This is a genomic window from Pedobacter sp. NO84 (assembly GCF_059703915.1).
This window is the reverse complement of sequence record NZ_AP046575.1, coordinates 3,136,771-3,160,981: the sequence shown is the minus strand read 5'-3', so window position 1 is coordinate 3,160,981 and position 24,211 is coordinate 3,136,771. Positions and strand designations below refer to the sequence as shown.

Annotated in this window: 27 protein-coding genes and 1 tRNA gene; 20 read left to right on the top strand and 8 right to left on the bottom strand. The window is 37.8% G+C overall.

What is annotated here, in order from left to right; all coding sequences use genetic code 11:
* Positions 1-3: 3 nt before the first annotated feature.
* From AC6H0V_RS13900 to AC6H0V_RS13880, 5 genes are all read left to right on the top strand, one after another.
* Positions 4-3,123 carry a SusC/RagA family TonB-linked outer membrane protein gene (locus AC6H0V_RS13900; protein ID WP_497560792.1) on the top strand — a complete coding sequence of 1,040 codons (3,120 nt, stop codon included), beginning with the start codon at positions 4-6 and terminating at the stop codon, positions 3,121-3,123.
* A gap of 13 nt (positions 3,124-3,136) precedes the next feature.
* Positions 3,137-4,738: a SusD/RagB family nutrient-binding outer membrane lipoprotein gene (locus AC6H0V_RS13895; RefSeq protein ID WP_497560791.1), complete on the top strand. Its 1,602-nt coding sequence runs from the start codon at positions 3,137-3,139 to the stop codon at positions 4,736-4,738.
* A gap of 7 nt (positions 4,739-4,745) precedes the next feature.
* The gene (locus AC6H0V_RS13890; RefSeq protein ID WP_497560790.1) at positions 4,746-5,609 is read left to right on the top strand and encodes a DUF1735 domain-containing protein; all 864 of its coding nucleotides are present in this window, start codon (positions 4,746-4,748) and stop codon (positions 5,607-5,609) included.
* Positions 5,610-5,705: 96 nt separating this feature from the next.
* Positions 5,706-7,049, top strand: coding sequence for a T9SS type B sorting domain-containing protein (locus tag AC6H0V_RS13885; protein ID WP_497560789.1), 1,344 nt, complete (start codon positions 5,706-5,708; stop codon positions 7,047-7,049).
* Positions 7,050-7,145: 96 nt separating this feature from the next.
* Complete coding sequence (locus AC6H0V_RS13880; protein WP_497560788.1) at positions 7,146-7,838, top strand: hypothetical protein; 693 nt, start codon at positions 7,146-7,148, stop codon at positions 7,836-7,838.
* A gap of 89 nt (positions 7,839-7,927) precedes the next feature.
* Here AC6H0V_RS13880 and AC6H0V_RS13875 read toward each other — a convergent pair whose 3' ends face one another.
* Both AC6H0V_RS13875 and AC6H0V_RS13870 read right to left on the bottom strand, forming a co-directional pair.
* Positions 7,928-8,257: a 2Fe-2S iron-sulfur cluster-binding protein gene (locus AC6H0V_RS13875; RefSeq protein WP_497560787.1), complete on the bottom strand. Its 330-nt coding sequence runs from the start codon at positions 8,255-8,257 to the stop codon at positions 7,928-7,930.
* 2 nt (positions 8,258-8,259) lie between these two features.
* Positions 8,260-9,270, bottom strand: a complete 1,011-nt coding sequence (locus tag AC6H0V_RS13870) for an NAD(P)/FAD-dependent oxidoreductase (RefSeq protein ID WP_497560786.1) — start codon at positions 9,268-9,270, stop codon at positions 8,260-8,262.
* Positions 9,271-9,471: 201 nt separating this feature from the next.
* On the opposite strand from AC6H0V_RS13870, the gene AC6H0V_RS13865 reads away from it, so the two are divergent.
* From AC6H0V_RS13865 to AC6H0V_RS13830, 8 genes are all read left to right on the top strand, one after another.
* The gene (locus AC6H0V_RS13865) at positions 9,472-10,230 is read left to right on the top strand and encodes a UDP-2,3-diacylglucosamine diphosphatase (protein WP_497560785.1); all 759 of its coding nucleotides are present in this window, start codon (positions 9,472-9,474) and stop codon (positions 10,228-10,230) included.
* A gap of 276 nt (positions 10,231-10,506) precedes the next feature.
* On the top strand, positions 10,507-11,580 hold the full coding sequence (gene prfA / locus AC6H0V_RS13860) for a peptide chain release factor 1 (RefSeq protein ID WP_497560784.1): 1,074 nt from the start codon (positions 10,507-10,509) through the stop codon (positions 11,578-11,580).
* 76 nt (positions 11,581-11,656) lie between these two features.
* Positions 11,657-11,730, top strand: a tRNA-Asp gene (locus AC6H0V_RS13855).
* Between the two features lie 150 nt (positions 11,731-11,880).
* The gene (locus tag AC6H0V_RS13850) at positions 11,881-12,102 is read left to right on the top strand and encodes a GIY-YIG nuclease family protein (protein WP_497563385.1); all 222 of its coding nucleotides are present in this window, start codon (positions 11,881-11,883) and stop codon (positions 12,100-12,102) included.
* A 232-nt stretch (positions 12,103-12,334) separates the two neighbouring features.
* The gene (locus tag AC6H0V_RS13845; RefSeq protein ID WP_497560783.1) at positions 12,335-12,979 is read left to right on the top strand and encodes a hypothetical protein; all 645 of its coding nucleotides are present in this window, start codon (positions 12,335-12,337) and stop codon (positions 12,977-12,979) included.
* Entirely contained in the window at positions 12,969-14,018 is a 1,050-nt protein-coding gene (locus tag AC6H0V_RS13840) for a sensor histidine kinase (RefSeq protein ID WP_497560782.1), read from the top strand. The genes AC6H0V_RS13845 and AC6H0V_RS13840 overlap by 11 nt, the downstream gene beginning before the upstream one ends.
* Positions 13,999-14,745, top strand: a complete 747-nt coding sequence (locus AC6H0V_RS13835) for a LytR/AlgR family response regulator transcription factor (protein WP_497560781.1) — start codon at positions 13,999-14,001, stop codon at positions 14,743-14,745. Before AC6H0V_RS13840 ends, AC6H0V_RS13835 begins: the two co-directional genes overlap by 20 nt.
* A 78-nt stretch (positions 14,746-14,823) precedes the next feature.
* Entirely contained in the window at positions 14,824-15,207 is a 384-nt protein-coding gene (locus tag AC6H0V_RS13830; RefSeq protein ID WP_497560780.1) for a hypothetical protein, read from the top strand.
* Positions 15,208-15,355: 148 nt separating this feature from the next.
* Here AC6H0V_RS13830 and AC6H0V_RS13825 read toward each other — a convergent pair whose 3' ends face one another.
* The 3 genes from AC6H0V_RS13825 to AC6H0V_RS13815 form a co-directional block, all read right to left on the bottom strand.
* A complete protein-coding gene (locus AC6H0V_RS13825; RefSeq protein WP_497560779.1) occupies positions 15,356-15,784 on the bottom strand; it encodes a hypothetical protein in 429 nt (142 codons plus the stop codon).
* Positions 15,762-16,181: a DUF5655 domain-containing protein gene (locus AC6H0V_RS13820; RefSeq protein ID WP_497560778.1), complete on the bottom strand. Its 420-nt coding sequence runs from the start codon at positions 16,179-16,181 to the stop codon at positions 15,762-15,764. The genes AC6H0V_RS13825 and AC6H0V_RS13820 overlap by 23 nt, the downstream gene beginning before the upstream one ends.
* Positions 16,182-16,387: 206 nt before the next feature.
* Positions 16,388-16,735 carry a hypothetical protein gene (locus tag AC6H0V_RS13815; RefSeq protein WP_497560777.1) on the bottom strand — a complete coding sequence of 116 codons (348 nt, stop codon included), beginning with the start codon at positions 16,733-16,735 and terminating at the stop codon, positions 16,388-16,390.
* A 112-nt stretch (positions 16,736-16,847) separates the two neighbouring features.
* Between AC6H0V_RS13815 and AC6H0V_RS13810 the strand changes: the two genes are divergently transcribed.
* From AC6H0V_RS13810 to AC6H0V_RS13790, 5 genes are all read left to right on the top strand, one after another.
* A complete protein-coding gene (locus AC6H0V_RS13810; protein WP_497560776.1) occupies positions 16,848-17,381 on the top strand; it encodes an ExbD/TolR family protein in 534 nt (177 codons plus the stop codon).
* Between the two features lie 149 nt (positions 17,382-17,530).
* Entirely contained in the window at positions 17,531-18,928 is a 1,398-nt protein-coding gene (gene fumC, locus AC6H0V_RS13805) for a class II fumarate hydratase (RefSeq protein WP_497560775.1), read from the top strand.
* A 114-nt stretch (positions 18,929-19,042) separates the two neighbouring features.
* Positions 19,043-19,552, top strand: coding sequence for a fumarate hydratase (locus AC6H0V_RS13800; RefSeq protein WP_497560774.1), 510 nt, complete (start codon positions 19,043-19,045; stop codon positions 19,550-19,552).
* A gap of 36 nt (positions 19,553-19,588) precedes the next feature.
* Positions 19,589-20,377, top strand: a complete 789-nt coding sequence (locus tag AC6H0V_RS13795; RefSeq protein WP_497560773.1) for a S1/P1 nuclease — start codon at positions 19,589-19,591, stop codon at positions 20,375-20,377.
* Positions 20,378-20,386: 9 nt separating this feature from the next.
* Positions 20,387-20,833 (top strand): low molecular weight protein-tyrosine-phosphatase, encoded by a 447-nt coding sequence (locus tag AC6H0V_RS13790; RefSeq protein WP_497560772.1) that lies wholly within the window; start codon positions 20,387-20,389, stop codon positions 20,831-20,833.
* Between the two features lie 106 nt (positions 20,834-20,939).
* Here AC6H0V_RS13790 and AC6H0V_RS13785 read toward each other — a convergent pair whose 3' ends face one another.
* Positions 20,940-21,602, bottom strand: coding sequence for a hypothetical protein (locus tag AC6H0V_RS13785; protein WP_497560771.1), 663 nt, complete (start codon positions 21,600-21,602; stop codon positions 20,940-20,942).
* A gap of 203 nt (positions 21,603-21,805) precedes the next feature.
* Here AC6H0V_RS13785 and AC6H0V_RS13780 point away from each other — a divergent pair, with 203 nt between their 5' ends.
* Positions 21,806-22,369 carry a DUF1543 domain-containing protein gene (locus AC6H0V_RS13780; protein ID WP_497560770.1) on the top strand — a complete coding sequence of 188 codons (564 nt, stop codon included), beginning with the start codon at positions 21,806-21,808 and terminating at the stop codon, positions 22,367-22,369.
* 9 nt (positions 22,370-22,378) lie between these two features.
* Here the strand turns inward: AC6H0V_RS13780 and AC6H0V_RS13775 are convergent, their stop codons facing one another.
* A complete protein-coding gene (locus tag AC6H0V_RS13775; protein ID WP_497560769.1) occupies positions 22,379-22,822 on the bottom strand; it encodes a carboxymuconolactone decarboxylase family protein in 444 nt (147 codons plus the stop codon).
* A gap of 117 nt (positions 22,823-22,939) precedes the next feature.
* Positions 22,940-23,509, bottom strand: coding sequence for a Crp/Fnr family transcriptional regulator (locus AC6H0V_RS13770; RefSeq protein WP_497560768.1), 570 nt, complete (start codon positions 23,507-23,509; stop codon positions 22,940-22,942).
* A 167-nt stretch (positions 23,510-23,676) separates the two neighbouring features.
* Here AC6H0V_RS13770 and AC6H0V_RS13765 point away from each other — a divergent pair, with 167 nt between their 5' ends.
* A complete protein-coding gene (locus AC6H0V_RS13765; RefSeq protein ID WP_497560767.1) occupies positions 23,677-24,132 on the top strand; it encodes a PA2169 family four-helix-bundle protein in 456 nt (151 codons plus the stop codon).
* Positions 24,133-24,211: the final 79 nt, after the last annotated feature.

The window sequence follows — 24,211 nt, the reverse complement described above, 5'->3', positions numbered from 1 at the left end:
TTTATGAAAAAACTTGTACTAGGTTTATTCATTTTGTGTACACTATCTGTTGCTGCGTTTTCTCAAGAACGTACAGTAACTGGTACTGTTAAAGCAAGTGAAGACGGACTGCCGATACCAGGCGTGTCTGTAAAAGTAAAAGAAGTCTCGGGAGTTGGAGCAACAACAGGAGTTGATGGTAGGTTTTCAATTAAAGTTCCTGCAGCTGCTAGAACTTTAGTGATCTCTTATTTAGGCTACTCTTCTCAAGAAGTAGCTATTACTGGAAATGTTATAAATGTGTCATTAGTTCTTGATGCAAAAACATTAGATCAGGTTGTGGTAACAGCGGGTGGTGTAAGCATCAAACGTCGTGAGCAAGGTAACCAGGCAACCACTATAGGTTCTACAGTACTTACACAAGCAAAACCATTTAACGTAGCAAGTGCACTTTCGGGTAAAGTTGCAGGTTTACAGGTAAACGCGGTAAGTTCTGGTGTTAACCCAAGTGTACGTTTGGTATTACGTGGTAACCGTTCTCTATTGGGTAACAATACTGCTCTAGTAGTAGTAGATAACGTTATCGTGCCTAGTAGTGTATTAGGAAACTTAAACCCTGAAGATGTTGAAGATATCCAAGTGTTGAACGGAGCTGGTGCTGCTGCACTTTATGGTTCTGATGCATCAAACGGAGCTTTAATCATCACTACTAAAAGTGGTAAAAGAGGCGAAACTCAGATCAAAGTAGGTCAAACTACTAGTTTAGAGACTATCTCTTATTTGCCTAAATTGCAAGAAGAATATGGTTCAGGTACTGGTCCAGATGATGTTCCTTCTTATACCCCATTTGAGAACCAACAATATGGTCCTGCATTTGATGGTTCGATGAGAGTTATTGGTAAACCACTTATTGATGGTTCAATCCAAACTGTTCCTTATTCTTGGAATACATCTGAAGGAAAACAACAATTCTGGGAAACTGGTATTAACAACCAAACAGATTTTAGTTTATCTTCTGGTGATGAAAAAGGTACTTATTACCTTTCAGCTCAGTATTTTGATCAAACTGGTACAGTGCCAAATGACAAATACAACCGTTTTACTATCCGTTTAAATGGTAAAAGAGATTTAATGAAAGATGTAAGTTTCTCATTTAATGCTAACTATGTTCAAAACAGGTACAACCTAGGTGATGCTGGTACAGCTTTCCAAAACGTACTAATGTCTCCGGGTCAAATTCCATTAACCCGCTATGCTAATTGGAGAGTAGATCCATTTGCTAGTCCTGATGGTTTTTATAATGAGTATTATGACAATCCTTACTTTAACTTGGACAATAACAGAACTTTAACAAGTAATGATTATTTAACAGGTAATGTTCAGATTAAATATAATCCACTTCCTGAATTATCGTTATTGTTAAGAGCTTCTTTGAGCAACAGAAACGTTAGAACTAAAAGCTGGTCTGATAAGTACACCTATTCAGCTTATAGAAAATCTATTAGCGGTAATGCTATTGCAACTGATAGAGCAGGTAGCGTAGGTGATGGAGCGAGAACTGAAACACAAACTAACCCTGAGTTTCAAGCTCAATACATTAAACAACTGAGCAAAGATTTCTCTTTAAATGTTATTTTAGGTTCAAGTGTTCGTGATAACTATACAAAAGCTGTAAATGCTGCGTCTTCATCAATGGTAATCCCAGGCTTGTATAACGTTCAAAATACAACTGGTAACACTTCAGGTTCAGAGTCAAATACTCGTGTACGTCAAATTGGTGTATATGCTGATGCCCGTGTTGGTTTCAAAAGCTATTTATACTTACACTTAACTGCTAGAAATGACTGGCGTTCGGTATTGGCACAAGAATTCCGTTCGTTATTCTATCCAGCTGCTGACGTTGCCTTCATTGCTTCTGATGCAATTCCATTCTTGAAAGAATCTAAAACAATTTCAAGTTTAAAAATTAGAGGTGGTGTATCTAAAGTAGGTCTAGTAAACTTAGGTGCTTATAGATTATTGCCAACATTCGGTCAACAATATGGTTATCCATATGCAGGTGTACCAGGATTTGGTGTAAGTAATGCATTAGTATCTCCAGAAATCAAGCCAGAGGTTACTACTTCATTAGAGGGTGGATTTGATTTAGAGATGTTTAAATCAAGATTAACCGTAAGTGCTACTGTTTACAAATCAAATACTGTTGACCAAACTGTATCAGTTGGTATTCCTTCTGCTACTGGTTTTAACGGTTACTTAACCAATACTGGTGAAGTTGAGAATAGAGGTTTTGAAACTGCCGTTCGTGTAACTCCTATCCGTACTTCTTACGGTTTAGAAGTATCTGTTGGTGGTAACTATACTTTCAACAAAAATAAGGTACTTTCTATTAGTACTGACCAATCATTCATCAGTTTAGGTACTTTTGGTACTGCTAACCTTGTTGCTGAAGTTGGTAGCTCTTTCCCTTTATTAAAAGGTACTACTTATAATAAAGATGCACAGGGTAGAATTATTGTAGACCGTATTACTGGTTTGCCAAGTGCTACAACTGCAACTTCATCATTGGGTATTTCTGAGCCAAAACATCGTTTAGGTTTAGATATGTCTGCTTCATACAAAGGGTTCCGTTTAGCTACAGTATTCGAATACCGTACTGGTAACATCATCTATACTGGTGCAAGTACTGGTTTCGATTTCTCTGGTGCTGGTATCAGAACCACTTATTTTAACAGAGATCGTTTCGTAGTTCCTAATTCAGTTTATCTTGACCCAGTTACTGGTGCGTCTATTGTTAACACAAACATTCAGACTAGAACAGGTGGTGTTGATTTCTGGACAAATGGTCCTTCAAATACAGCTGTTAATGCTAACTACACTTATTCTGCAGCATTCTGGAAAATGCGTGAGCTTTCATTATCTTATGATATTCCTAAATCTGTGTTAAGTAACATCAAATTTATTAAAGGAGCTACTGTAAGTTTACAAGGTCGTAACTTATTCTTGTGGGCTCCTAAATCTAACATCTATACCGATCCTGAGTACAGTGCTTTTGATCAAGATAGCAATGCTATTGGATTCACTTCATTGAGCCAAACTCCTCCAGGAAGATTCTACGGTTTTAGTGTATCGTTAACTTTATAAGTATAAAAGAATTATGAAAAAAATATTCAAATATTTAATTTTAGGCGTGGTGGTTGTTGGAGCAAGTTCTTGTAAAGATTACCTAGAAATCAATGAGAACCCCAATAGCTTTACATCATCAACGCCTGCTGCGGTGCTTCCGCAGGCTATAGTTGGTGCGGCGTCAATTACCGTTTCATTTAGCCAAGGTCTAGCTGATTTTTCTGGTGCTAGAGCAAATGCTGGTGGTTTTGGTGGATTTGGTGCGGTAGTTACGTATGACTTTGGTACAGACTTAAACTCAGGTTTATGGAGTGCTTCTTATGACAATGCAAATGACTTTGAGTACATTATCAATAGTACCAAAGGTGATCCAACATTGGTGTGGTCTACTTCAATAGCACGTATTATGAAATCTTTCGCTTTCGAGCGTTTGGTTAATCAATATAACGATGTGCCTTACACTGATGCGTTAAAAGGTGTTAATAGTCTTCAGCCTAAGTATGACAAAGGTCCAGATGTATATAAAGCATGTATTGCTGATATAAATAAAGCAATTGCTGATATTTCAACTGGCCAAGCCAATACTGCTACAACCGTTACGGTTCCTAGTACAGCCGATCCATTATTTGGTGGAAGTGGTACTGGTGGTGCAGGTATGGACAACTGGAAGAGATTTGGCAATACCATTAAATTGCGTATGTTAATTAAAATGGCTGGCGTTCCTTCATTAGCTGCGTATGCAACTACAGAATTTGCTACGCTTAATGCTTCTACTGTGGGTTTCCTTACTACTGATGCTATTGTACAGCCTGGTTATGAGAAAACTACTAGACCAAACCCTACGTACAATGCAATTGGTTTCACCACTACTGGAGCTAATACTACTACAAGTAGAATACCTACTAAATTTATTTATAGTTTCTATAACGGTGGTAAATTATCTGATCCAGGAAGAGGAAGTGTAATCTATAGAAGTTTCCCTAGCACACCAACTAACCAATTAGGTGATGAGTCTTCAACTGTACCTACTGCTTTATCTGCAGGTTCTGCTTGGAGTACAGGTACTAGTTCATCAAACGTACTTGGTGTAACTAAAGGACCAACTCAAGGACAACCAATTCTTATTCTTGCAGAAACTAACTTCTTAAGAGCTGAAGCGTATGCACGTGGTTATTTAACAGGTGATGCTACCGCACAATTTAATGCAGGTATCACTTCGTCATTTACGTATTTGTACAAAACAGTAGCTGGTACAGTAGATCCTGCTAAAAACGTAGCAACTGATGTAACTACTTATACAACTGCTAATGCTGCAAGTCCTTTAGTTAATTTCTCATTAGCAACAACATTAGATCAAAAAATTGAAGCCATCATTACCCAAAAGTACATTGCTTTAAATATGATCGAAAATGATGAAGCATATAATGAATTCAGACGTACTGGTTACCCTAGAATTGTGAATGGATCATTACTTCCATTAGAGACCTTTGCTTCTAGACAATCAGTTTCTACTCACCCAGATAAATTGCCAACTAGGTTACTTTATCCTCAAGAAGAGTATAACTTAAACCCAACAAATGCTCCACAAGGAATCAACAAATTTAGTTCACTTATCTTTTGGGATTTAAATTAATAGTAAAATGAAAAAATTTATTAATAGAACCGTAGCGGTGATGTTTGCCGCAATCGCACTATCATCTTGTTTAAAAGATGACAGCACTGTGCTTGATCCTGATAAAGCAGGAGCCAATGTAGTAGAGTTTTCAAATCCATCCGATATTGCTGTTCATGGAAGTACTACCCCATTATATGTATTGAGCTACCCAATCGTAACCACCAATACCGTAATTCCAATCTTTGTGAGTTATTCTGGTGCTGAAGATGTGGCTCCTCAAGATATAACTGTTACGTATGCTTTGGCTGCAAATTCTGTTATTACCCAATATAATACAGAACAAAGTACTACTTATGAAGCAATGCCTACAAGCATGTATTCTATTAGCGGTACTTCAGTTGTTATTCCAAAAGGACAAAAAAGTGCAAGTTTTAATGTAACTGTTAACACTAGTTTATTTGATTTGTCAAAAGCGTATGCTGTGCCACTTAAAATAACAGGAGCAAGCGGTGGTAGTACCGTTAGTGGTAACTTTGGTACCGTTATTTTAGCAATTGGCGCGAAAAACGCAGTTGATGGTTTATATTCTTACAAAACCTCAGCAACTACTTCATTGGTAGCAAATGCTAACTTTAAAAATGTACCACTGGTAACAGCTGGAGCAAATACAGTTAAAACCAATTTATTGGATACTTATATCAATATCATTACTTACGCTATCGACTTTACTACAAATAAAGTAACTGTTGTTAGTGTTGTATCTTCTATTGGTACTCCAATTACAGATCCTTCTAGTAACTGGAATCCTACCACAAAGGTAATGTATGTTAAATGGACCGCAGGTACGCGTTCATTTGAAGAGACGTATACCTATACGGGGGTCAGATAATTTTAAGTAAACCGAAAAAAAGGGCTGCCTCAAAAAGGTAGCCCTTTTTTTATTTTTATAGAATTAAATTCTTTAAGTTGCTATCCTATTGTGCAAATGAGATCTTTTATATCAACCTTTGTTCTGCTTGCCTTCTTCTTAAACCCTAGTAAAGGGCTAGCTGCTATCGGTATGCAAGACTGCATTGATATAGATGAATCAAAAGTTGTGACAAAAGCGCCTACCTGTAGTTCGATAGATGGTTCTATTACGGGCTTAATTATATCAGGAGCTACAGCCTATTCTTGGAAAGATGATAGGGGGAATGTGGTTGGTACAACTATAGACCTATTTAATGTAAATGCCGGTGTTTATCAGCTTACAGCAACTAATGCTACAACAGGATGCGAAAAATCAACCTCTTTATTCTCAGTTCCCTCTGGAGCAACGTCTTTGCCGATCTATAATGTATATGGAATTAATGCAGCTTGTGACCAGAATAACGGGAGTTTTCATATCGAAATAAAGAACTTAACCCCTCCTAAAAAAATACGGTGGACAGACGAAAAGGGAACCACAATTGGAACCGATGTGGATGTATATGGCCTAGATATCGGGACGTACAATTTATACCTAACCGACAATAACGGTTGCGAGTTCCTGTATAAAACGGCTACCTTGAAAAGAATCCTAAATATTACGGTAGATTTTCAGGGTGCGAAAATTACAGACGATGTTTGTGCGCAGAATCTAGGCTCAATTACAAATATTGGCATTACAGACGGCTTAGGTCCGTTTGTATTTAAATGGACAAATGAATTGGGCCAAGTAGTTTCAAACACGCTTGAACTTATAAATGTGCCAGCAGGTAATTATACGATTGCAATAACCGATGCCTGTGGAAGAGCCGACCTCAAGAAATCCTTTTTGATCAAAAACATGGATATTACCTTAATTCCACCTCAATTAAGTAATTTTCGGTTATGCGTGCCAGGATCAATTACCTTAAATGTGGATAATCCAAGGGTAGGCATCTACCGGTATTATGAAACTGAAAATGGGATTGTGCCGGTTTTTGAAAATACGAGCCCAGCTTTTGAGACTAAGATTGATAATAATAAGGATTTCTATGTAAGCTACGGACTGGGTGTATGCGAAAGCCCACGAACTAAAGTAAGTGTAACCTTGGGGATAAGTACAGATGTTATCCCAAACTCCTTTAGTCCGAACGGAGATGGTATAAATGATCTTTGGAATTTATCTTGGTTAAGCAGCTATAAGAATGCTGTTGTAATGATCTATAACAGAAACGGACTATTGATATATGATTATCAACGAGATAGACACCTATTTGATGGCTATTTAAAGGGCAAAGAACTCGCTATTGGTACCTACTACTATTACATCAGGCCAGGAGAGGGCTGCGACCATGTATCAGGCACCCTAACGATAATAAGGTAAGGAAGATGCACGATCAAAATAGGGCCTAGATCTAAATGTATCAGCTTTTTTTGTTTTTCAATTTTTTTTTCATAATATTAATAAAAATTTACTTGTATGAAAACATTTTTAATTTCGACCGCATTTGTTGCTTTACTAGGTATTTCAGCAAAAGTAGTACTCACAGAAAAAAAAGCCACCCTTGGCGATTTTTCTACGCTAACCTATAATATTAACGACGATAAAAAACTAGATGGACCTTATATTATCGAAAGTCCAGAAAAAAAGGTTTGGCTAAGGGGTTCGTATAAAAACGACGTACGTTCTGGAAATTGGTACGCCCTAAATTCTGATGGAAAAGTATTTTTAAGATATAACTATGACTTAAAAAAATTATTACTGCTAGATTCGGCTTCACTATCTAAGGTAGAAGTAGAAATTTTGGACAGGAGTGATGATGTAGCCGCTAAAGCCTCTATTCCTTTTCCAATCTGTTCAATAGATCAATATCTATCGTTATTTAACCAACAGATTGCCGCTTCAGTTGGCAAGGAAATTAATCTCGCCGCGCCAGAAGTGCCTATACAAATTGAGGCAACCATTAACAATAGAGGTAAAGCTGATTACGTCCTTTCTTATACAATTGGAAAGATTTCTTATACCACGTCAATTAAGGTGTTAGAACCTAAATTTGATTTAGAGTGGGTACCTGCGATGTACAATGGAAAAATTATTCCTTCTAAATTCACGGTTAAAAGTAAGTATTCAAAAAATGTTTCTGGGGCTAAACGCTTTGCCTGGAACTATTAATAGGAATTTCAAAGATTTGAGCGCAAGACGGTAGCGCTTAACATAAAAAAGAGTTTCAACTAACAATTGAAACTCTTTTTTATTGGATGTTAATCCATGGCGTGCAGGCGAACTTTTAAGCCTTCCATTGAAGAATTAAGCTGGAGCTGACAGGATAGCCTTGAATTAGGCAATACGTCTGGTAGGGTATCTAACATGGCGTATTCATCATCGCTCATTTCATTGAGCTTTTCTTCACCTTCGAGCACATCTACACAGCAAGTGGCGCATAAAGCCATACCCCCGCATGTTGCAAGAATATCATATTCACTCGCTTTTAGAAACTCCATTAGACTTAGACCCATGTCTGTTGGGGCTGTAAGATCAGCGATGTTACCTTCGCGGTCTTCAACTTGAATAGCAATATCGTTCGTATCCATTATTAAAATTCTGTTACGCCATTTACGGTGGTATATTTCATGGTATATTTTATCCCCGGATTCATATACTGGTACGCACTATGGCTCATTAATGCCGCCTCATGGAAGCCGCACAAAATTAGTTTTAATTTATTCGTATAGGTATTGATATCCCCAATTGCATAAATACCTGGAATATTGGTCGAGTAATCGTCTGTATTTACTTCAATTGCACTTTTACTGATGTTCAAATTCCATTGTTCTATTGGGCCTAATTTAGGGCTCAAACCAAATAAAGGGATTAAATGATCAGCTTCAAAGGTTGTTGTTTCCATACTTCGGTTATGGATCACTTCTACCCGTTCAAGTTTCCCTTCGCCTGATACCGAGTTAAGGTTGCTGTTTAAAACCAAATTGATTTTTCCGCTTTCAGCAAGTTCCATTACTTTGTTAACCGAATCTGGGGCGCCCCTAAAGCTTTCACTCCGGTGAACCAAGGTTAGTTCTGAGCAGATATTTGCTAAGAAAATAGTCCAATCCAAAGCAGAATCTCCACCACCCGCAATTACCATTTTCTGATCGCGATACTTTTCTGGATCTAGGATCATATAATTTACGCCCCTGCCATTTTCAAATTGTTCCAGTCCCGTTACTGCAGGCTTCCGGGGCTCAAAACAGCCTAGCCCGCCCGCTATTACTATCACCTTAGCTTCAATAATGGTTCCCATATTGGTAGTGAGCACAAAATCGGCTTCGCCACGTTTTTCTAAGCCCTCAATTCGCTCGCCCAATGTATAACCAGGATGAAAAGGTTTAGCCTGTTCTACAAGGTTATCAACAAGTTCTTGTGCTAAAACAGTGGGGTATCCAGGTATATCGTAGATAGGTTTTTTAGGATATATTTCTGAGAGCTGACCACCTACCTGAGGTAAATAATCAATTAAATGGCAACGCATTTTTAATAAGCCGGCCTCAAAAATGGCAAACAAACCAACCGGACCAGCTCCGATTATAGCAATATCTGTAGAGATCATTCAAAAAAATTTGCCACAAAGTTACAAAAACGAACACACTATTTAGACAAATTCCAATCTATTTTAATAAAATCTATAAAATTAGTCGTTTTTAATAGTGGGTGGATAAGCGCGTGACAGCTAACGCTGAGCGTTTTCTTTAACTCACTTTTGCTTTAGTCTTTCGGCTTTAAGCTTTTTGCGTTACCTTTGAGATTGCACATGACAAAGAATATTTATTTTGCTTCTGATTTTCATCTGGGTGCGCCTAATTATACAGAGAGCCTTGAGCGCGAAAAGCGTATAGTAGCTTGGCTAAATTCTATTGGCCCAACATGCAGTGAGCTCTTTTTGATGGGCGATGTATTTGATTTTTGGTTCGAATATGGAAAGGTAATTCCAAAAGGGTTTCTACGTTTGCAGGGCAAATTAGCCGAAATGGCCGACAATGGGATTAAGATCTATTTTTTTAAGGGCAACCATGATATGTGGGTTAACGATTATTTCACGAAGGAAATCGGGATAGAAATCGTTAGTGATGAGCTAGTTATAGAACGGTCGGGAAAGAAATTCTATCTTCATCACGGCGATGGGTTGGGCCCTGGCGATTCAAAGTACAAGTTTTTGCGCAAGGTTTTCCGGAATCGTTTCTGCCAATGGCTATTTTCTATTTTGCCTCCTAAAATAGGGATGTTTGTGGCTAATGGATGGTCGGGTAAAAGTAGGAAAATGGGGCAAGATAAAATCGTATTCATGGGAGATGAGAATGAATGGCTTGCAATCTTTGCGAAAGAGCAATTGCAAAAAGAACATTTCGACTATTTTATCTTCGGGCATAGGCATTTGCCGCTTGATATAAAACTAAGTGAAACCAGTAGGTATGTTAACATCGGAGAATGGATCAACTACAGTTCTTATGGTGTTTTTGATGGAATTGACCTAAAACTCGAGTATTACACTGGAGATCGTTCAAACCGTTAAATTTACCGCAACTCTTGGCTCCAAACTCTACACTCCAAACTCTCTTGGTGCTGGTCTTTCTCCTTTAAGCTTTAATTCGTATTTTTGCAAGCTATTTGCACAGGTTTCTGTGTTATAACGGTCCCGATAGTTATCGGGAGAAGTGAAAAGCCCTTGCGTAGTTGGGCCTCCGCGGCGGTAACAGAGAAAGGCTTGGAACGGAAAGCAGGGCTAGCTTTGTTCATTGCAGTGAAGCAGATTTTCCAAAGGGATGCTTGGGCACAAATAAAAAACATTATGTTAGAAAAATTAGAAGCGATAAAGTTGCGTTGGGAAGATGTAGAGGAGCAATTAAGTAATCCTGATACCATGCAGGACATGAAACGTTTTGCAGCTTTAAATAAAGAATACAAAGATTTAGGCAAAATTGTAGATGAATATAAAATCTACAAGAATGTGATGAGCAATATTGAGGCTAACAAGGAAATCTTAAGTACCGAGAAGGACCAGGAAATGCGGGAGATGGCAAAGGAAGAGCTTGATCTTTTACTGGCCCAACAGGAGAAGATGGAAGAAGCAGTTCGTTTGATGTTGATTCCAAAAGATCCTGAAGACGCTAAAAATGCTGTTTTTGAGATTAGAGGTGGTACCGGAGGGGATGAAGCAGCTCTATTTGCTGGCGATTTATACCGGATGTACAGCCGTTATTTTGAAACCAAGGGTTGGAAAGTTGAAACTGTTGATGTGACAGAAGGTACTGCTGGTGGATACAAGGAGGTAATTTTAAAGGTGAGTGGCGAAGATGTTTACGGGCAATTGAAATATGAGTCTGGAGTGCACCGCGTACAACGTGTTCCCGATACAGAAACACAGGGGAGGGTACATACATCCGCTGCTTCGGTAGCGGTTTTGCCAGAGGCGGAAGAGATTGATCTTTATGTGAATCCGGCAGACATTGATCTACAGACCTCCCGTTCTGGGGGTGCTGGTGGACAAAATGTGAACAAGGTTGAAACGAAGGTACAGTTAACCCACAGGCCTTCTGGAATTGTAGTGGTTTGCCAGCAAGAACGTTCTCAATTGGGGAACCGGGTAATTGCCATGGAGATGTTAAGGAGTAAGCTTTACGATATCGAGCTCCAGAAAAAAAATGGAGATATTGCAGCTAGACGTAAAACAATGGTATCAACCGGTGATCGATCTGCCAAGATCAGAACTTATAATTATCCCCAGGGACGAGTTACAGACCACCGTATCGGGTTAACGCTCTACAATTTGAGTGGTGTAATGGACGGCGGCGTGCAAGAGCTGATTGATGCCCTGCAGTTTGCTGAGAATGCGGAAAAGATGAAAGAAGGCGCTGTGATTTAAACGCTTACATTTATTTTGATTTATTTTGTTGTAAAATAAATTAAAGACACTATATTTGCAATCCCGAAAGGGAAACGGACCGGTAGTTCAGCTGGTTAGAATGCCGCCCTGTCACGGCGGAGGTCGCGGGTTCGAGTCCCGTCCGGTCCGCCTTCGCTTGGTGAAGCAAGCTTCGACGGACACGTCCGAAGATTGCGAAAGCAACACATCAAATCCCATTGTAAAACCTACAGTGGGATTTTTTTTGCCTAAGCCCCTCCGGATACCACATCATTCAATTCTAAGTGGTACTATGTTTATATTTTAGAAATGAGGGAGGGTAAACACTATGTTGGATGTACCTCTAATATCAGGGAAAGAGTTGCGCGCCATCAAAATGGACGCGTACCGTCAACATGTGGGCATCGTCCTTTAAGATTGATTTGGTGCTGTGCATTTCCTGATCGATATAAGGCATTTCATTTTGAAAAATACTTGAAATCTGGTTCTGGCAGGGCATTCGGTTTTAAAAGGTTCTATTAAACCTATTCTTTACTTTATGGTAATGCGCCAAAACCGGATGAATGCTTCGACAGACACGTCCGAAGATTGCGAAAGCAACACATCAAATCCCATTGTAAAACCTAAAGTGGGATTTTTTTTGATAAAAAGCCAGATTATTAGTCCCATTTCATCACCCTTATATCCTCCCTTATCGGATTTTCCTTTTATGGCGGTATGAATAAACGTTGCTTTGGTTATTAATAATTAAGCAATGGCAACTATTCATCAGATCAATATACTAATCCATGTGGTTGCGGGCACCTTAGCACTCATAGCAGGATTCGGAGCAATATTTACTTCAAAGGGTAGCATGCGTCACATTAAGTTTGGTCACATTTTTAAATGGTCGATCGCACTCGTCATCTTAACCGGATTGATTGGTGTTTTTGTCTTTAAACGAAATAACTTCTTATTAGTAATCACTTTACTAAGTGGATATACCTGTTTTAGTGGGATCAGGACCATCAAGTTACGCGGAAATAAGCCAAAGGGTTACGATTATGCCATAGCGGCAATTGTTATTTCCTCAGCCTCGTATTATTTATACTATATCAATTCTATAGGAATGTACTGGGCACCTGCGGTAACTTATTCTACGCTAGGTGCGTTATTTATCATCACCTTTTATGATCTTTCAAAGATTTTAATAAGTGAAAGCATTTTAAGAAAAGCGGTTATGTACGAACATGTATATAAAATGATGAGTGCTTTTATTGCCATTACATCAGCCTTTACCGGAACCGTTTTCGAACAGTACAAACCTTATAGCCAGTTGCTCCCATCTCTATTTGGTTTCGCTTACATATTTACTATCTTCATTAAGTTATCAATTAAACCAAAACCAGTTGGTAAGTAGAATGATGCATCCCGCTATTAAAACTTTAATTGTAACCCTGCTCATAGGATTATCTTTTGGTGGATACCTTTATTTTACGTACGACCATCGGCCAGCAAGGATCCTGATTTCTGTAATTTCTAGTGTAAGTATTGGCTCTTTAATGATGCTGACCATCTATTTCAGGCATTATTTTACGGGTTTGACGAGGTATCAGAGCATAAAGGCAATCATGATGATTTTCTTTCTTCTCGCGGCTGCGATGCTCGGATCGGAAATCACATTCTTATTGCAAGCCATGCTATTAGATAAGCCATACCAGTTTTTTTCCGGTGGAAATATATATGTTCTTAATATCTTGGTGGTGCTTGTAACCGGTATTCCGATGTATGCCAGCGAAGAATGGAAAACAACTGTTAACGCAAAAATGCTGAACCAACAATATCAATTGTTGCAACTGGAGCAGGAAAAAACGAGTTTTGAACTTGAACTTTTGAGGGCCAAAATTAATCCTCATTTTCTATATAATGTTCATAACACTATTGCAGGTCTCATTGCAAAAGATCCGGCAAAAGCCGAAGAAATGGTGATGTTATTATCCCGATTTTTTAGGTTTACCCTTAATAAAACAAGTGCAACTTTTCATATGGTTAGGGATGAGCTTGCAATTATCACTACCTATTTGAATATGCAGCAAATACGTTATGAAAACAGGCTAACCTTTACCATCACAGCTGATCCCTCAACCCTCGACCTACCAATGCCTTCATTTATACTTCAGCCCTTGGTAGAAAATGCGATTAAGCACGGAATAGAGACCAGTATAGGCGAAGGCTTTATCAGCGTAGAGATTAACGAAGGAAAGGATCAGATGTACATTTCCGTGAGTGATTCTGGCCCTCAATTTCCCGACAAACCAGGGGGTGGAATGGGACTAAAAATGGTACTAAACAAATTGAAGTTGCTTTATGCATCCAATTTTACTTTAGAACTGAACAATTTTCCTAAAAAAAGTATCCGGCTTATAATACCAAAGAACAATGAAAACCATTCTAGTTGATGATGAAGAAGTAGCGATTCATCGTTTAAAGCAATCCTTAACTCGTTATCGCTCCATACAGGTTATTGGCGACGCAACCAATGGAAGCGAAGCAGTGTCAATTATTAACTCATTGCGCCCGGATTTGGTGTTTTTGGATATTCAAATGCCCGGATTAACCGGGTTTGAAGTTTTAAACCAGCTCGATTATACGCCATTAATCGTATTCGTAACAGCGTATGAGGAATATGCAGTTAAGGCATTCGAAAAAAATTCGATAGATTATCTGCTCAAACCTGTAGAACAAGAGCGGCTGGAGATAACAATTAAAAGGATAATGGATAGAGGGGCTGATAACGAAGAGGCTCTTTTGAAAATCAAACAATTGATCAGTGAGAACAGCAGTCCCTCTAAAATTACTACACTGCCTGTTAAGTTGGGTAATAAAATAAATCTAATTCCAATAGATGAAATATATTTCTTTGAGGCAACAGATAAATATGTAACAATTCACACAAAAGAAGAAGAAAAGCTGATCGACTATTCCCTTACCTACCTACAAGAAATATTGCCCAATGAATTTATGCGAGTTCATCGCACCTTTATAATCAATACCCTAAAGATCAAGGAAATCCAGAAATATTTTAAAGGAACTTATTTATTCGTAATGGCAAACTCTAAAAATACAAAAATTAGGGCGGCTTACTCTTATTCCAAAAGCATTAGAATTAAGTTGTTTTTACCTTAAGAAAAGTAATAACTCCCCTATGCTATAGCTAGTAGTTGTTTGAACAGCTATTGGCATAGGTCTTGTCTTAACCCTATTGTGAAGATAAAGAAATATTGCAAAGGGTTTTTACTAGGAATTTTATTTTTAATAACATGTCAGTTCTCAGCACTTGCTCACGACCCACCATATCAAGGTAGAACAGAATGCGGATTAATCGATGGCAGCACCTTTTATTCCGATTATTATAGTCCGCCCTCAGGAACTCCCGCTGTAAATGGAACCTGTAGTTGGGTAAAACAAGGCACTTCTAGTTGTGGTACACGCACTTATGGAGGATTAAACTACACCGTTTATACTTATAAATGGGTGTGTAATTTACCATTAGATAATAATGTATGCATTATGATGGTGGCGTTTGGTGCACTTGGTTTCTTTAAGCTTAGAAAGACCCCAATCCTATCAAAGAAGATCGAAATATAATCAGAGTGATAACACGGGAATGGGAATTGGGGATTTTAATCCCCAAATCACCTCGTGGTAAAAGCTATTATTATTTCTTAAATAAAATTTTTAAAAAATAATTAAACATTTTTTGTCAGAGTTTACAGATTAAAATTGACAGTTAAAATTAGTTGACCTCTTTTGGCAGAAAAGTGAGGATTATTTTTTTAAAGTTTGTTAAAAGGTCCCAAAATTTTCTGTTCTCGTCAATCCCACTCTCACCACAATCAATAGTATCGCTGCGTTTGAGGATAAAATCGGCAAGGTTTTCTATCAATTTTAATTTAACTAGTTTTTTTATCGCCTTAGCAAAATAACTTGCATAAACGTGACCCCATATTTCGATTACCATCGAATTGTTGGTAATGGCTAATTCACTATTGAAAAGCTTGAAATAATCCATTTTAATCGCATTTACCAAAACTTCAGAACGTAAGTCAATATCTTTGGAAAGAAATTCTTGAAGCGCCTTTGAGCCTTCAATGCGGATTAATCGTTGATGAAAGATCACAATTAATTTATAACCACTTAAATCATATTGCTTTTCCGTTGGCATAGGCTTTTTTTAGATAACTACAAACTTCTTCATTCAGATCTTCAACAAACATTAACCTTAAATGGTGATTATAATCATCACTTCCAGGCACCAATGCAATTTTTCTGAAGCAAAGATTATCATAAAAAGGTTCTTTAAATGGAAGGACAACGTCGATCCAGTTCTTCCCTATAGTGATGATATAGGCAAAATGAACATCGGCCGCAATTACGATCATTGATTTGGTGGCATGCAATTTTATTGGCCCAATTTCTTGGAATTTAGCAACCAATTTGTCAAATAAGGTTAATACATGTTCGGTTTTTCCAGCCAAAAAATCACCAACGATTTGATCGCCACAATAATGTGTTTGATTGTGACGACTAAATGTACGGTGACATAATTTGCAGGTCCACATTGTGAAATTTGCCCTTAATTATTAGGATGCTTATTTTTTTCTAACTTACAAAACTTGACCAAACATTAAATGGAATAAGAAGAATATGGCGAAAAATGCTGATTGCGGAAGGATTTAAACCGAGGTAAGATGGAAGTTGACTGGCCGGTTGCTCGATCCTTGTCGCCAAACTATACTAAAAACTCTCCATTTCGGAGAGTTTTAAATTAACTAAAAAGTTCTTGTTCGTCGCGGTCGGCAACCGGGATTTTTTTAAGAAAATCATCAAAAGCTGGACCGTCATTATCGGAATATACGCCATAAGCATCCTGAATGTAACCTATATCGCCATCCTCGTCTAGCGTAAGATAAAGTACAGAGTTATCTCCAGGGTCAGACATACCTTCAAAACGGTAGGTTTTTACAATGGTAAGATCTTCTGGTTTATATATTTTATTAAGGTTAGCCGATTGCATCTTACCGTGATCGGACATTTTTATTTCGTTATCTTTTCCTTTAAGTCTTAATTTTTCTAAAATCTGACTTAATGTGTTCATTTCTACTGGTTGTTCCATGGTTGTTAGAGTTTATGTGCTAAAAACAATATGGATCGGAATTGGTTTTTTATTTTCCATACAATTATGTAATCATTAAGGAAGCGGCATCTTATTTTAAACCTTAAATAAGATGGCAACACTCAACATTCCCCAAAATGGCAAGGCCGTAAATGGGAGGACCAAAAAACCGCTTCCAAGTGTAGATTTAACAGCTATGGTAGATTTGGCATTTTTGCTCATTACATTTTTTATGTTAACTACTTCATTGTCAAAAATGTCCCAAATGGATGTTGCCAAACCCATACCGATAGATGATTCGAGTTTTGCGGAATGGCCCGAATCAAGAACGATGACCATTTTGCTGGGGAAGAACAATACAGCTGCTTATTATATGGGAAATGTTAAAAACACGGCAATAAAAACCATCGATTTGGCTGGGATCAACACACAATTGTTGGCCAATAAACAAAGTGTTGCCCTATCTCACACCAACCTAAAAGATAAGCGCATGTTGGTGATCATCAAACCAACCAATACCTCGGTATACAAAAATTTTGTAGACATTTTAGATGAGATGAAAATCAATGGGATAGAAACCTATGCAATTGACGACAAGTACATTTTACAAGAGGAGAAAGCATTTATGCTAAGTAAAGGAATTTAACTGTGGTGCTACCTCGTAGGTTCTGCAGAACCTACGAGGTAGCCAATGGTAGCCAAAATACATTGCCTTCCAAATTATATTCTTATTCTGTGCAATCTTTTTAAATCTGTGTAATCTAAATTAAGTAAATTTGCACAAAATACAAGATCATGAGTTTCAGAATAGAACACGATACCATGGGCGAGGTACAGGTGCCTGCTGATAAATATTGGGGTGCGCAAACCGAACGTTCACGAAATAATTTTAAAATTGGGCCCGAGGCTTCTATGCCAAAGGAAATTATCCATGCTTTTGGCTATTTAAAAAAGGCTGCAGCCTTGGCCAATACAGAACTTGGTGTGTTAACTGCTGAGAAAGCAACGCTAATTTCAAATGCTTGTGATGAGGTAATCGCAGGGAAATTGGACGCAGAATTTCCTTTGGTAATTTGGCAAACAGGATCTGGTACCCAAAGTAATATGAACGCCAATGAGGTGATTGCTAACCGAGCGCACGTTCTAAATGGCGGCAGTTTGGCCGATGAGAAAAAAGTACTTCACCCAAATGACGACGTAAATAAATCTCAATCATCAAATGATACCTACCCTACGGCTATGCATATTGCCGCTTACAAACAAGCGGTTGAGGTTACGATACCTGGGTTAGAGAAGTTGAGAAACACATTAAACGATAAAGCAAAATCGTGGAACGATATTGTAAAAACAGGTCGTACCCATTTTATGGATGCCACACCCTTAACATTAGGCCAGGAATTTTCTGGCTACGTGCAACAGATAGACAATGGCTTAAGGGCAGTTAAAAATGCCTTGCAAATGATAGCCGAACTGGCATTAGGGGGCACAGCAGTAGGAACGGGTTTGAATACCCCGAAAGGATATGATGTTCTCGTTGCCAAAAAAATAACTGAACTTACAGGTTTGCCATTTTTAACCGCTCCAAATAAATTCGAGGCCTTAGCTGCGCATGATGCAATGGTGGAACTTTCCGGTGCATACAGGCGAGTTGCGGTTTCTTTGATGAAAATTGCGAACGATATTCGGATTTTAAGTTCAGGTCCTCGATGTGGTATTGGAGAAATTATTATCCCGGATAATGAACCAGGATCTTCGATCATGCCAGGCAAAGTAAACCCCACACAGCCCGAAGCACTAACAATGGTTTGTGTCCAGGTAATGGGTAATGATGTTACTGTTGGTATCGGGGGGAGCAATGGTCATTTCGAACTGAATGTTTTTAAACCAGTAATTGCTGCCAACGTGCTCCAGAGCGGTAGGTTAATTGGAGATGCGTGTGTTTCGTTTAACGACAACTGTGCGCTCGGTATTGAACCGAACAGACCTGTGATTAAACAGCATATGGAAAATTCATTAATGTTAGTTACGGCATTAAATCCACACATCGGGTATGAAAATGCAGCCAAAATTGCCAAAAAAGCACATAAAGAAAACAAAACCTTGCGTGAAGCTGCGGTAGAATTAGGCTTGTTAAGCAATGAGCAATTTACCGAGTGGGTTAAACCAGAAGATATGGTGGGGTCTTTAAAATAAGCTGAAAGGCAAAAACATCAAAGCGAAAAGCAGTTTAGAGCAAACTACTGGAATATGTTGTAATAATTGTTTATTAGTGTTTGAGGATAAAAATTAGTGGTTGTAGATTTTAAAATGAATTCATTCTTGGTCTTAACAAGGCTTTCTGCTTTCTGCTTTCTGCTTTTTGCATGCTTGTCGTGCACCAGATTACCTAATGTACAGGGAAGGGGCGAAGTGTTTTTACAAGGGGTTTGGAATCAGGATAGTGTGGGCAATGCCGATAAATTGCTGAACTATACGCAACATCATTTCAAATTTAGTTGTGACTCTTTTTACGTTGATCTTACAACTTACTCAAAGGTTAATTATTACGAAGATTCGTGTTTCAATAAGGGAATTTGGAAAGAATATGCCAAGGGAACCTATACAGTTAAAAATGATACGCTGATATTAACAGGTACATTTACAAAGGCAAACTATAAACAAAAAGTTTCGGGATGTTATAGAATTGGAAGGTATCTTAGTAATTTTAAGATAAAATCAACCAGTTCCAATAACTTAGAATTAGAAGGTTTAACCGATCAAAGAGAAGTGAATTTAATTTTAAAGCAAAGAATCGATTGTATTCCTAAAGAATTATAGCAATTTGCCTCATATTTACTTACCCATAAATTAAGAATGAAAATTTCTAAAAGAATACTCCTCATACTCCTCTTTATTTACCTGCCCTTTTTTGCCAATGCATGGGGTGTTTTGGGGCATAGAATAGTTGGCGAGGTAGCCGACCATTATTTGCATACCAAAGCAAGATTGGCCGTTAAACAGCTATTAGGTACCGAGAGTATGGCCATGAGCGCTAACTGGGCTGATTTTATTAAATCAGATACGAGTTATAATTACCTGAGCAGTTGGCATTATGTTAATCTGCCTGCAGATTTAACTACGCCAGAAGTATTTCAATTCTTAGAGCAGCCAGGGGTTAATATTTATACCAAACTGAACGAAATGATCGGGGTCTTAAAAAATGCAAAGAGCTCGGCAATACAGAAAAAGCTTGCCCTAAGATTGGTAATTCATTTAGTAGGAGATCTACATCAGCCTATGCATACCGCCAGAAAAGACGATTTAGGGGGAAACAGAATTTTGCTTACTTGGTTCGGAGAAAAATCTAATCTGCACCGGGTTTGGGACGAGCAATTAATAGATTTTCAGCAATTGAGCTATACAGAATATACCAATGCCATAAACCATCCAACCCCTCAACAAATTGCTGCTTGGCAAAAAACAGAGTTGAAGAGCTGTGTAGCTGAAACCTATCAGATCTGTAACAGGATTTATGCTACTGGCGTAAAAAACGACGATAAATTAAGCTATAAATACAATTTCGATTGGATCGGCACTGTAAATGAACAATTGCTAAAAGGCGGAGTGCGTTTAGCGAAGATTTTGAATGACATTTATAAATAGAATATTAAGTTGAAAATTTTAATGGTATGCTTGGGCAACATCTGTCGCTCTCCTTTAGCTGAAGGGGTGATGAGACAATTGGTTAAGGCACAAAATCTGGATTGGGAAATTGCATCAGCCGGAACTGGAGATTGGCACATTGGAAGCCCTCCCGACAGTAGAAGCGTAGCCGTAGCAAAAACTTTTGGCTATGATATTTCGGCACAAAGAGCCCGACTTTTCAGTTCCCATCTTTTCGATGAGTTTGATCATATTCTCGTAATGGATAAGAATAATTATAAAACTGTTTTAAAGCATGCTAAGAATAGCGAGGATCGAAAAAAAGTGAAATTTTTCTTGCCAGATGAAGGTGAGGTAATAGACCCTTATCATCACAGCCATTTATTCGAACCCGTATTTAAGGAAGTAGAAGCAAGATGTAAAAAGCTAATCGAAGAATTTAAGAAAGAGGAGTAAAGCTGGGTTAATAGTTCATAGTTCATGGTTCATAGCATGGCCTTAAGCAATGATTAACCTATCCTCCCATTCATAAACCATTTACTATGAACCATTAGCCATGGTTTCACGTTTTTCTATTTATCAAATAGATGTACTTAAACATACAAAAAGAGGCAATTGCTCCGAAGGTATGCCATAAAAAATGAGTTCCAACACTTAACCATTCCCATTTATCGGCAATTCTGAATAGCAATGCTATACTGAAAGCACAGAGTGCGATACCTACCCATTTTCCATGTTTCCACTTTGTGCCAATGAGATAAGATAAAACCGGCGCCAATACCAACGTAGCCATCATAGCATAATTGATATTGATAAATAGTTGTGGATTGTGGAGCATTATTAGCTTTCGAAAGAATACCTGAAAGCCGATATAGGCGATCACTATTAAACTGGCATAGTACCACTTAATCAGCTTTGCTAAAAAATATAGTCCCGCAGAAATACAGAGCAACATTATTGGCATCCAATCCATCATTATAAAAATTCGCCAATGTCTCAAAGTATGGTAGGTGGTACCACCAATTCCCCCAACATAAAGCAGGATCAAACAGTAAGTTAAAAATGGATGTTCCTTAAAATCTGCCCATAATTTAATTGTCCAATAAAGAGCAATTGCTAAGAAGAGGCATGAAGTTAATGCATTAAGTGGCTCTGGGAAAGTATGTTGTAGGTTTGTTTCGGTATAAATAATTCCCCCATCTGGTGGATTTTGAACTATAAACATAGAGAATGTATCAGAGGTTAATTATTGGGCTGTAAAGCCATTGTCTAAAATACAGCAAAATAAATATTTTTCCTTAGGAAATGCATTTAATGTTTAGAATCGCCATTTAAGCGCGAGTAAGTTTAACTAAGCCAATCATTTATTATAAATGTAAAGTAAATTGATTGTTTTAATTAATTTTACCACAATACAACACTCTTACCATGCAAACTCCACAATTATATATGATTTTATTGGGTGCTTCCCCAATGGGCAGGAATATAGAACAGCACGATATTTTTTTTGGTATCGGCACTTCCCTAAAAGAGTTGATTCCCCAAATGAAGGCATTTTGGCCGGAGGCGAAGGATAAAATACATATTGATGCTTACCGAGTAGTGAATAAAGTTGGTGCTTATAAAGTAGAAGTAATTGCTAAAAGCGAAGAGAGCAACACCGATCTAAAGAGCTTATTCTTTTTAAATTTGGGAGGATATAAAAAAGACGAATTTGAAGAACTGCACTATAAGATGATAGTGATATCAGATCAGAAAGCCCTGGCTATCAAAGAAGCAAAAGAAAGCGCCTTTTACAAACATGTTGGTTTTAAAGGCGCTACCTCTCACATTGATGATAAATTTGGCGTTGATGTGGATGATGTTTTTGAAATTAAGGATATTCTTTCTGAAGAAACAAAAAGCAGGTATGCGCTAAAATTTTCGCCAGCTATAAATTTACCCGAGGATGAAATCAACTTAGGCTACTTTCAATTTTCTAAACTGGTTTAGTTCCGTAGATTACCCTGCTGGTTGCATCTGGGTAGTAATGGCCATTCTGTTCCATGCATTTATAGCAATAATAGCAATCATTAGCTGAGCTAAATAATGTTCATCAAACAATGTAGCAGCTTTACTATAAGTTTCATCACTTACTCCACCCTGTGAAATTAAGGTCATCTCCTCTGTCAAGGCTAAAATTGCCCTTTCCTCTACGCTATAAAGCTCATGTACTTCTTTCCAAGCATTTAATAAATAGATGCGCTGCTCGGTCTCACCATGTTTTCTGGCATCTTGGGTATGCATATTGATGCAGAACGCACAGCCATTGATTTGTGAGGCTCTAATTTTGATAAGGTCCTTGTGAGATTTTTCGATGTTTGTAGTTTCCAGATAGTTTTCTAGTCCCATTAAAGTTTTATAGGCATTTGGTTCTAACTTGCCGAGATTAATTCTTTTGTCCATTTCTTTTCTTTTTAATTGATGAACAAAGATATTTAGAAGTGCCTTAATAAAACTTAAACTGGTTTAAGAAATGATGCTGTTAGACGCTGAGCGATTAGCGTTAAGCGTTGCGGTCAACTAATGTTTCCTTCTCAATTCGCTCACATATTCTGGGGTAAGGCCAAGATAAGACGCCAACATATATTGTGGGATCCGTTGCGTAAATTCAGGAAACTTTGCTATAAAATGACGGTAATTTTCTTCTTTAGAATAGTCATAAAAATATTTAAATCGCATCTGGGTTGCGGCATAAGCTCTTTGCATCATCAGCCTAAAATACTTCTCGAGCTGTGGCAATTTTAAAAACAGCTCTTCCTGGTTGTAAAGATCAATGGCTATAATTTCTGATTCTTCTATTGATTGGATATCAAATTGAGAAGGAACCTGCATGCTGAAACTCATGTAATCAGAAATCCACCAATTTTCTAGGGCAAACTGCGTGATCTGTTCTGTTCCTTTATCATTAATGAACGACATTTTTAAACAGCCTGTTTCAACAAAATAGTTTGCTTTGCATTTCTCGCCTTCTTTTAATAAATAAGCTTTCTTCTTGATTTTTAACTCTTTGATATGTGCCAAAAGAACTGGAATCTCCTCATCGCTCAACGAAACATAATTTTTTACATGATTGATAAATTTTTGGCCCATAGCTTATTTTTGTTCAGACTACTTTAAACCCACTGAAAAGGTATTCAACTTCCTTTTTGCTGTAGCGTCAAATATACTAAAGCTTATTATATTCTTAAAAGCGCTAAATAAGTTTAAACATTTAAAAAATCATGCTGTTGTTAAATCACATCAAAACAAGTTGAAAAATGGATACTAGAACAGTAAATGCAGAAATTTTGAATGACTTAATTCAAATAAACAACGATAGAGTTAAAGGTTATGAAAGAGCAATAGCAGAATTAAAGCCTGAAGATTCAGACCTTAAATCACTATTTGTGAGTATGGTTGGCGAAAGTCACGAATACAAAATGGCGCTGGCTACGGAAGTACAGGGCTTAGGCGAAGAAATAGAAGAAGGAACTACGAATTCTGGTAAAATTTATAGGGCATGGATGGACGTGAAAGCAGTTTTTACTGGTAATGATCGTAAAACAGTCTTAAATAATTGTGAATTTGGCGAAGACGCTGCACAGAAAGCCTATAAAACCGCATTAGAAGAAGAAGGATTATCAGCTAACCTTAGAACCTTAATTACAGAACAAAAAGCTTCCTTGAGAGTTTCACATGATGAAATCAAAGCATTAAGAGACTCACAAGCTTAATACACCCCTTTAGTATGAACAGAGCCATCCAGAAATTCTGAATGGCTTTTTTCGTTATAGACCCTAGCCGATAGTCCAT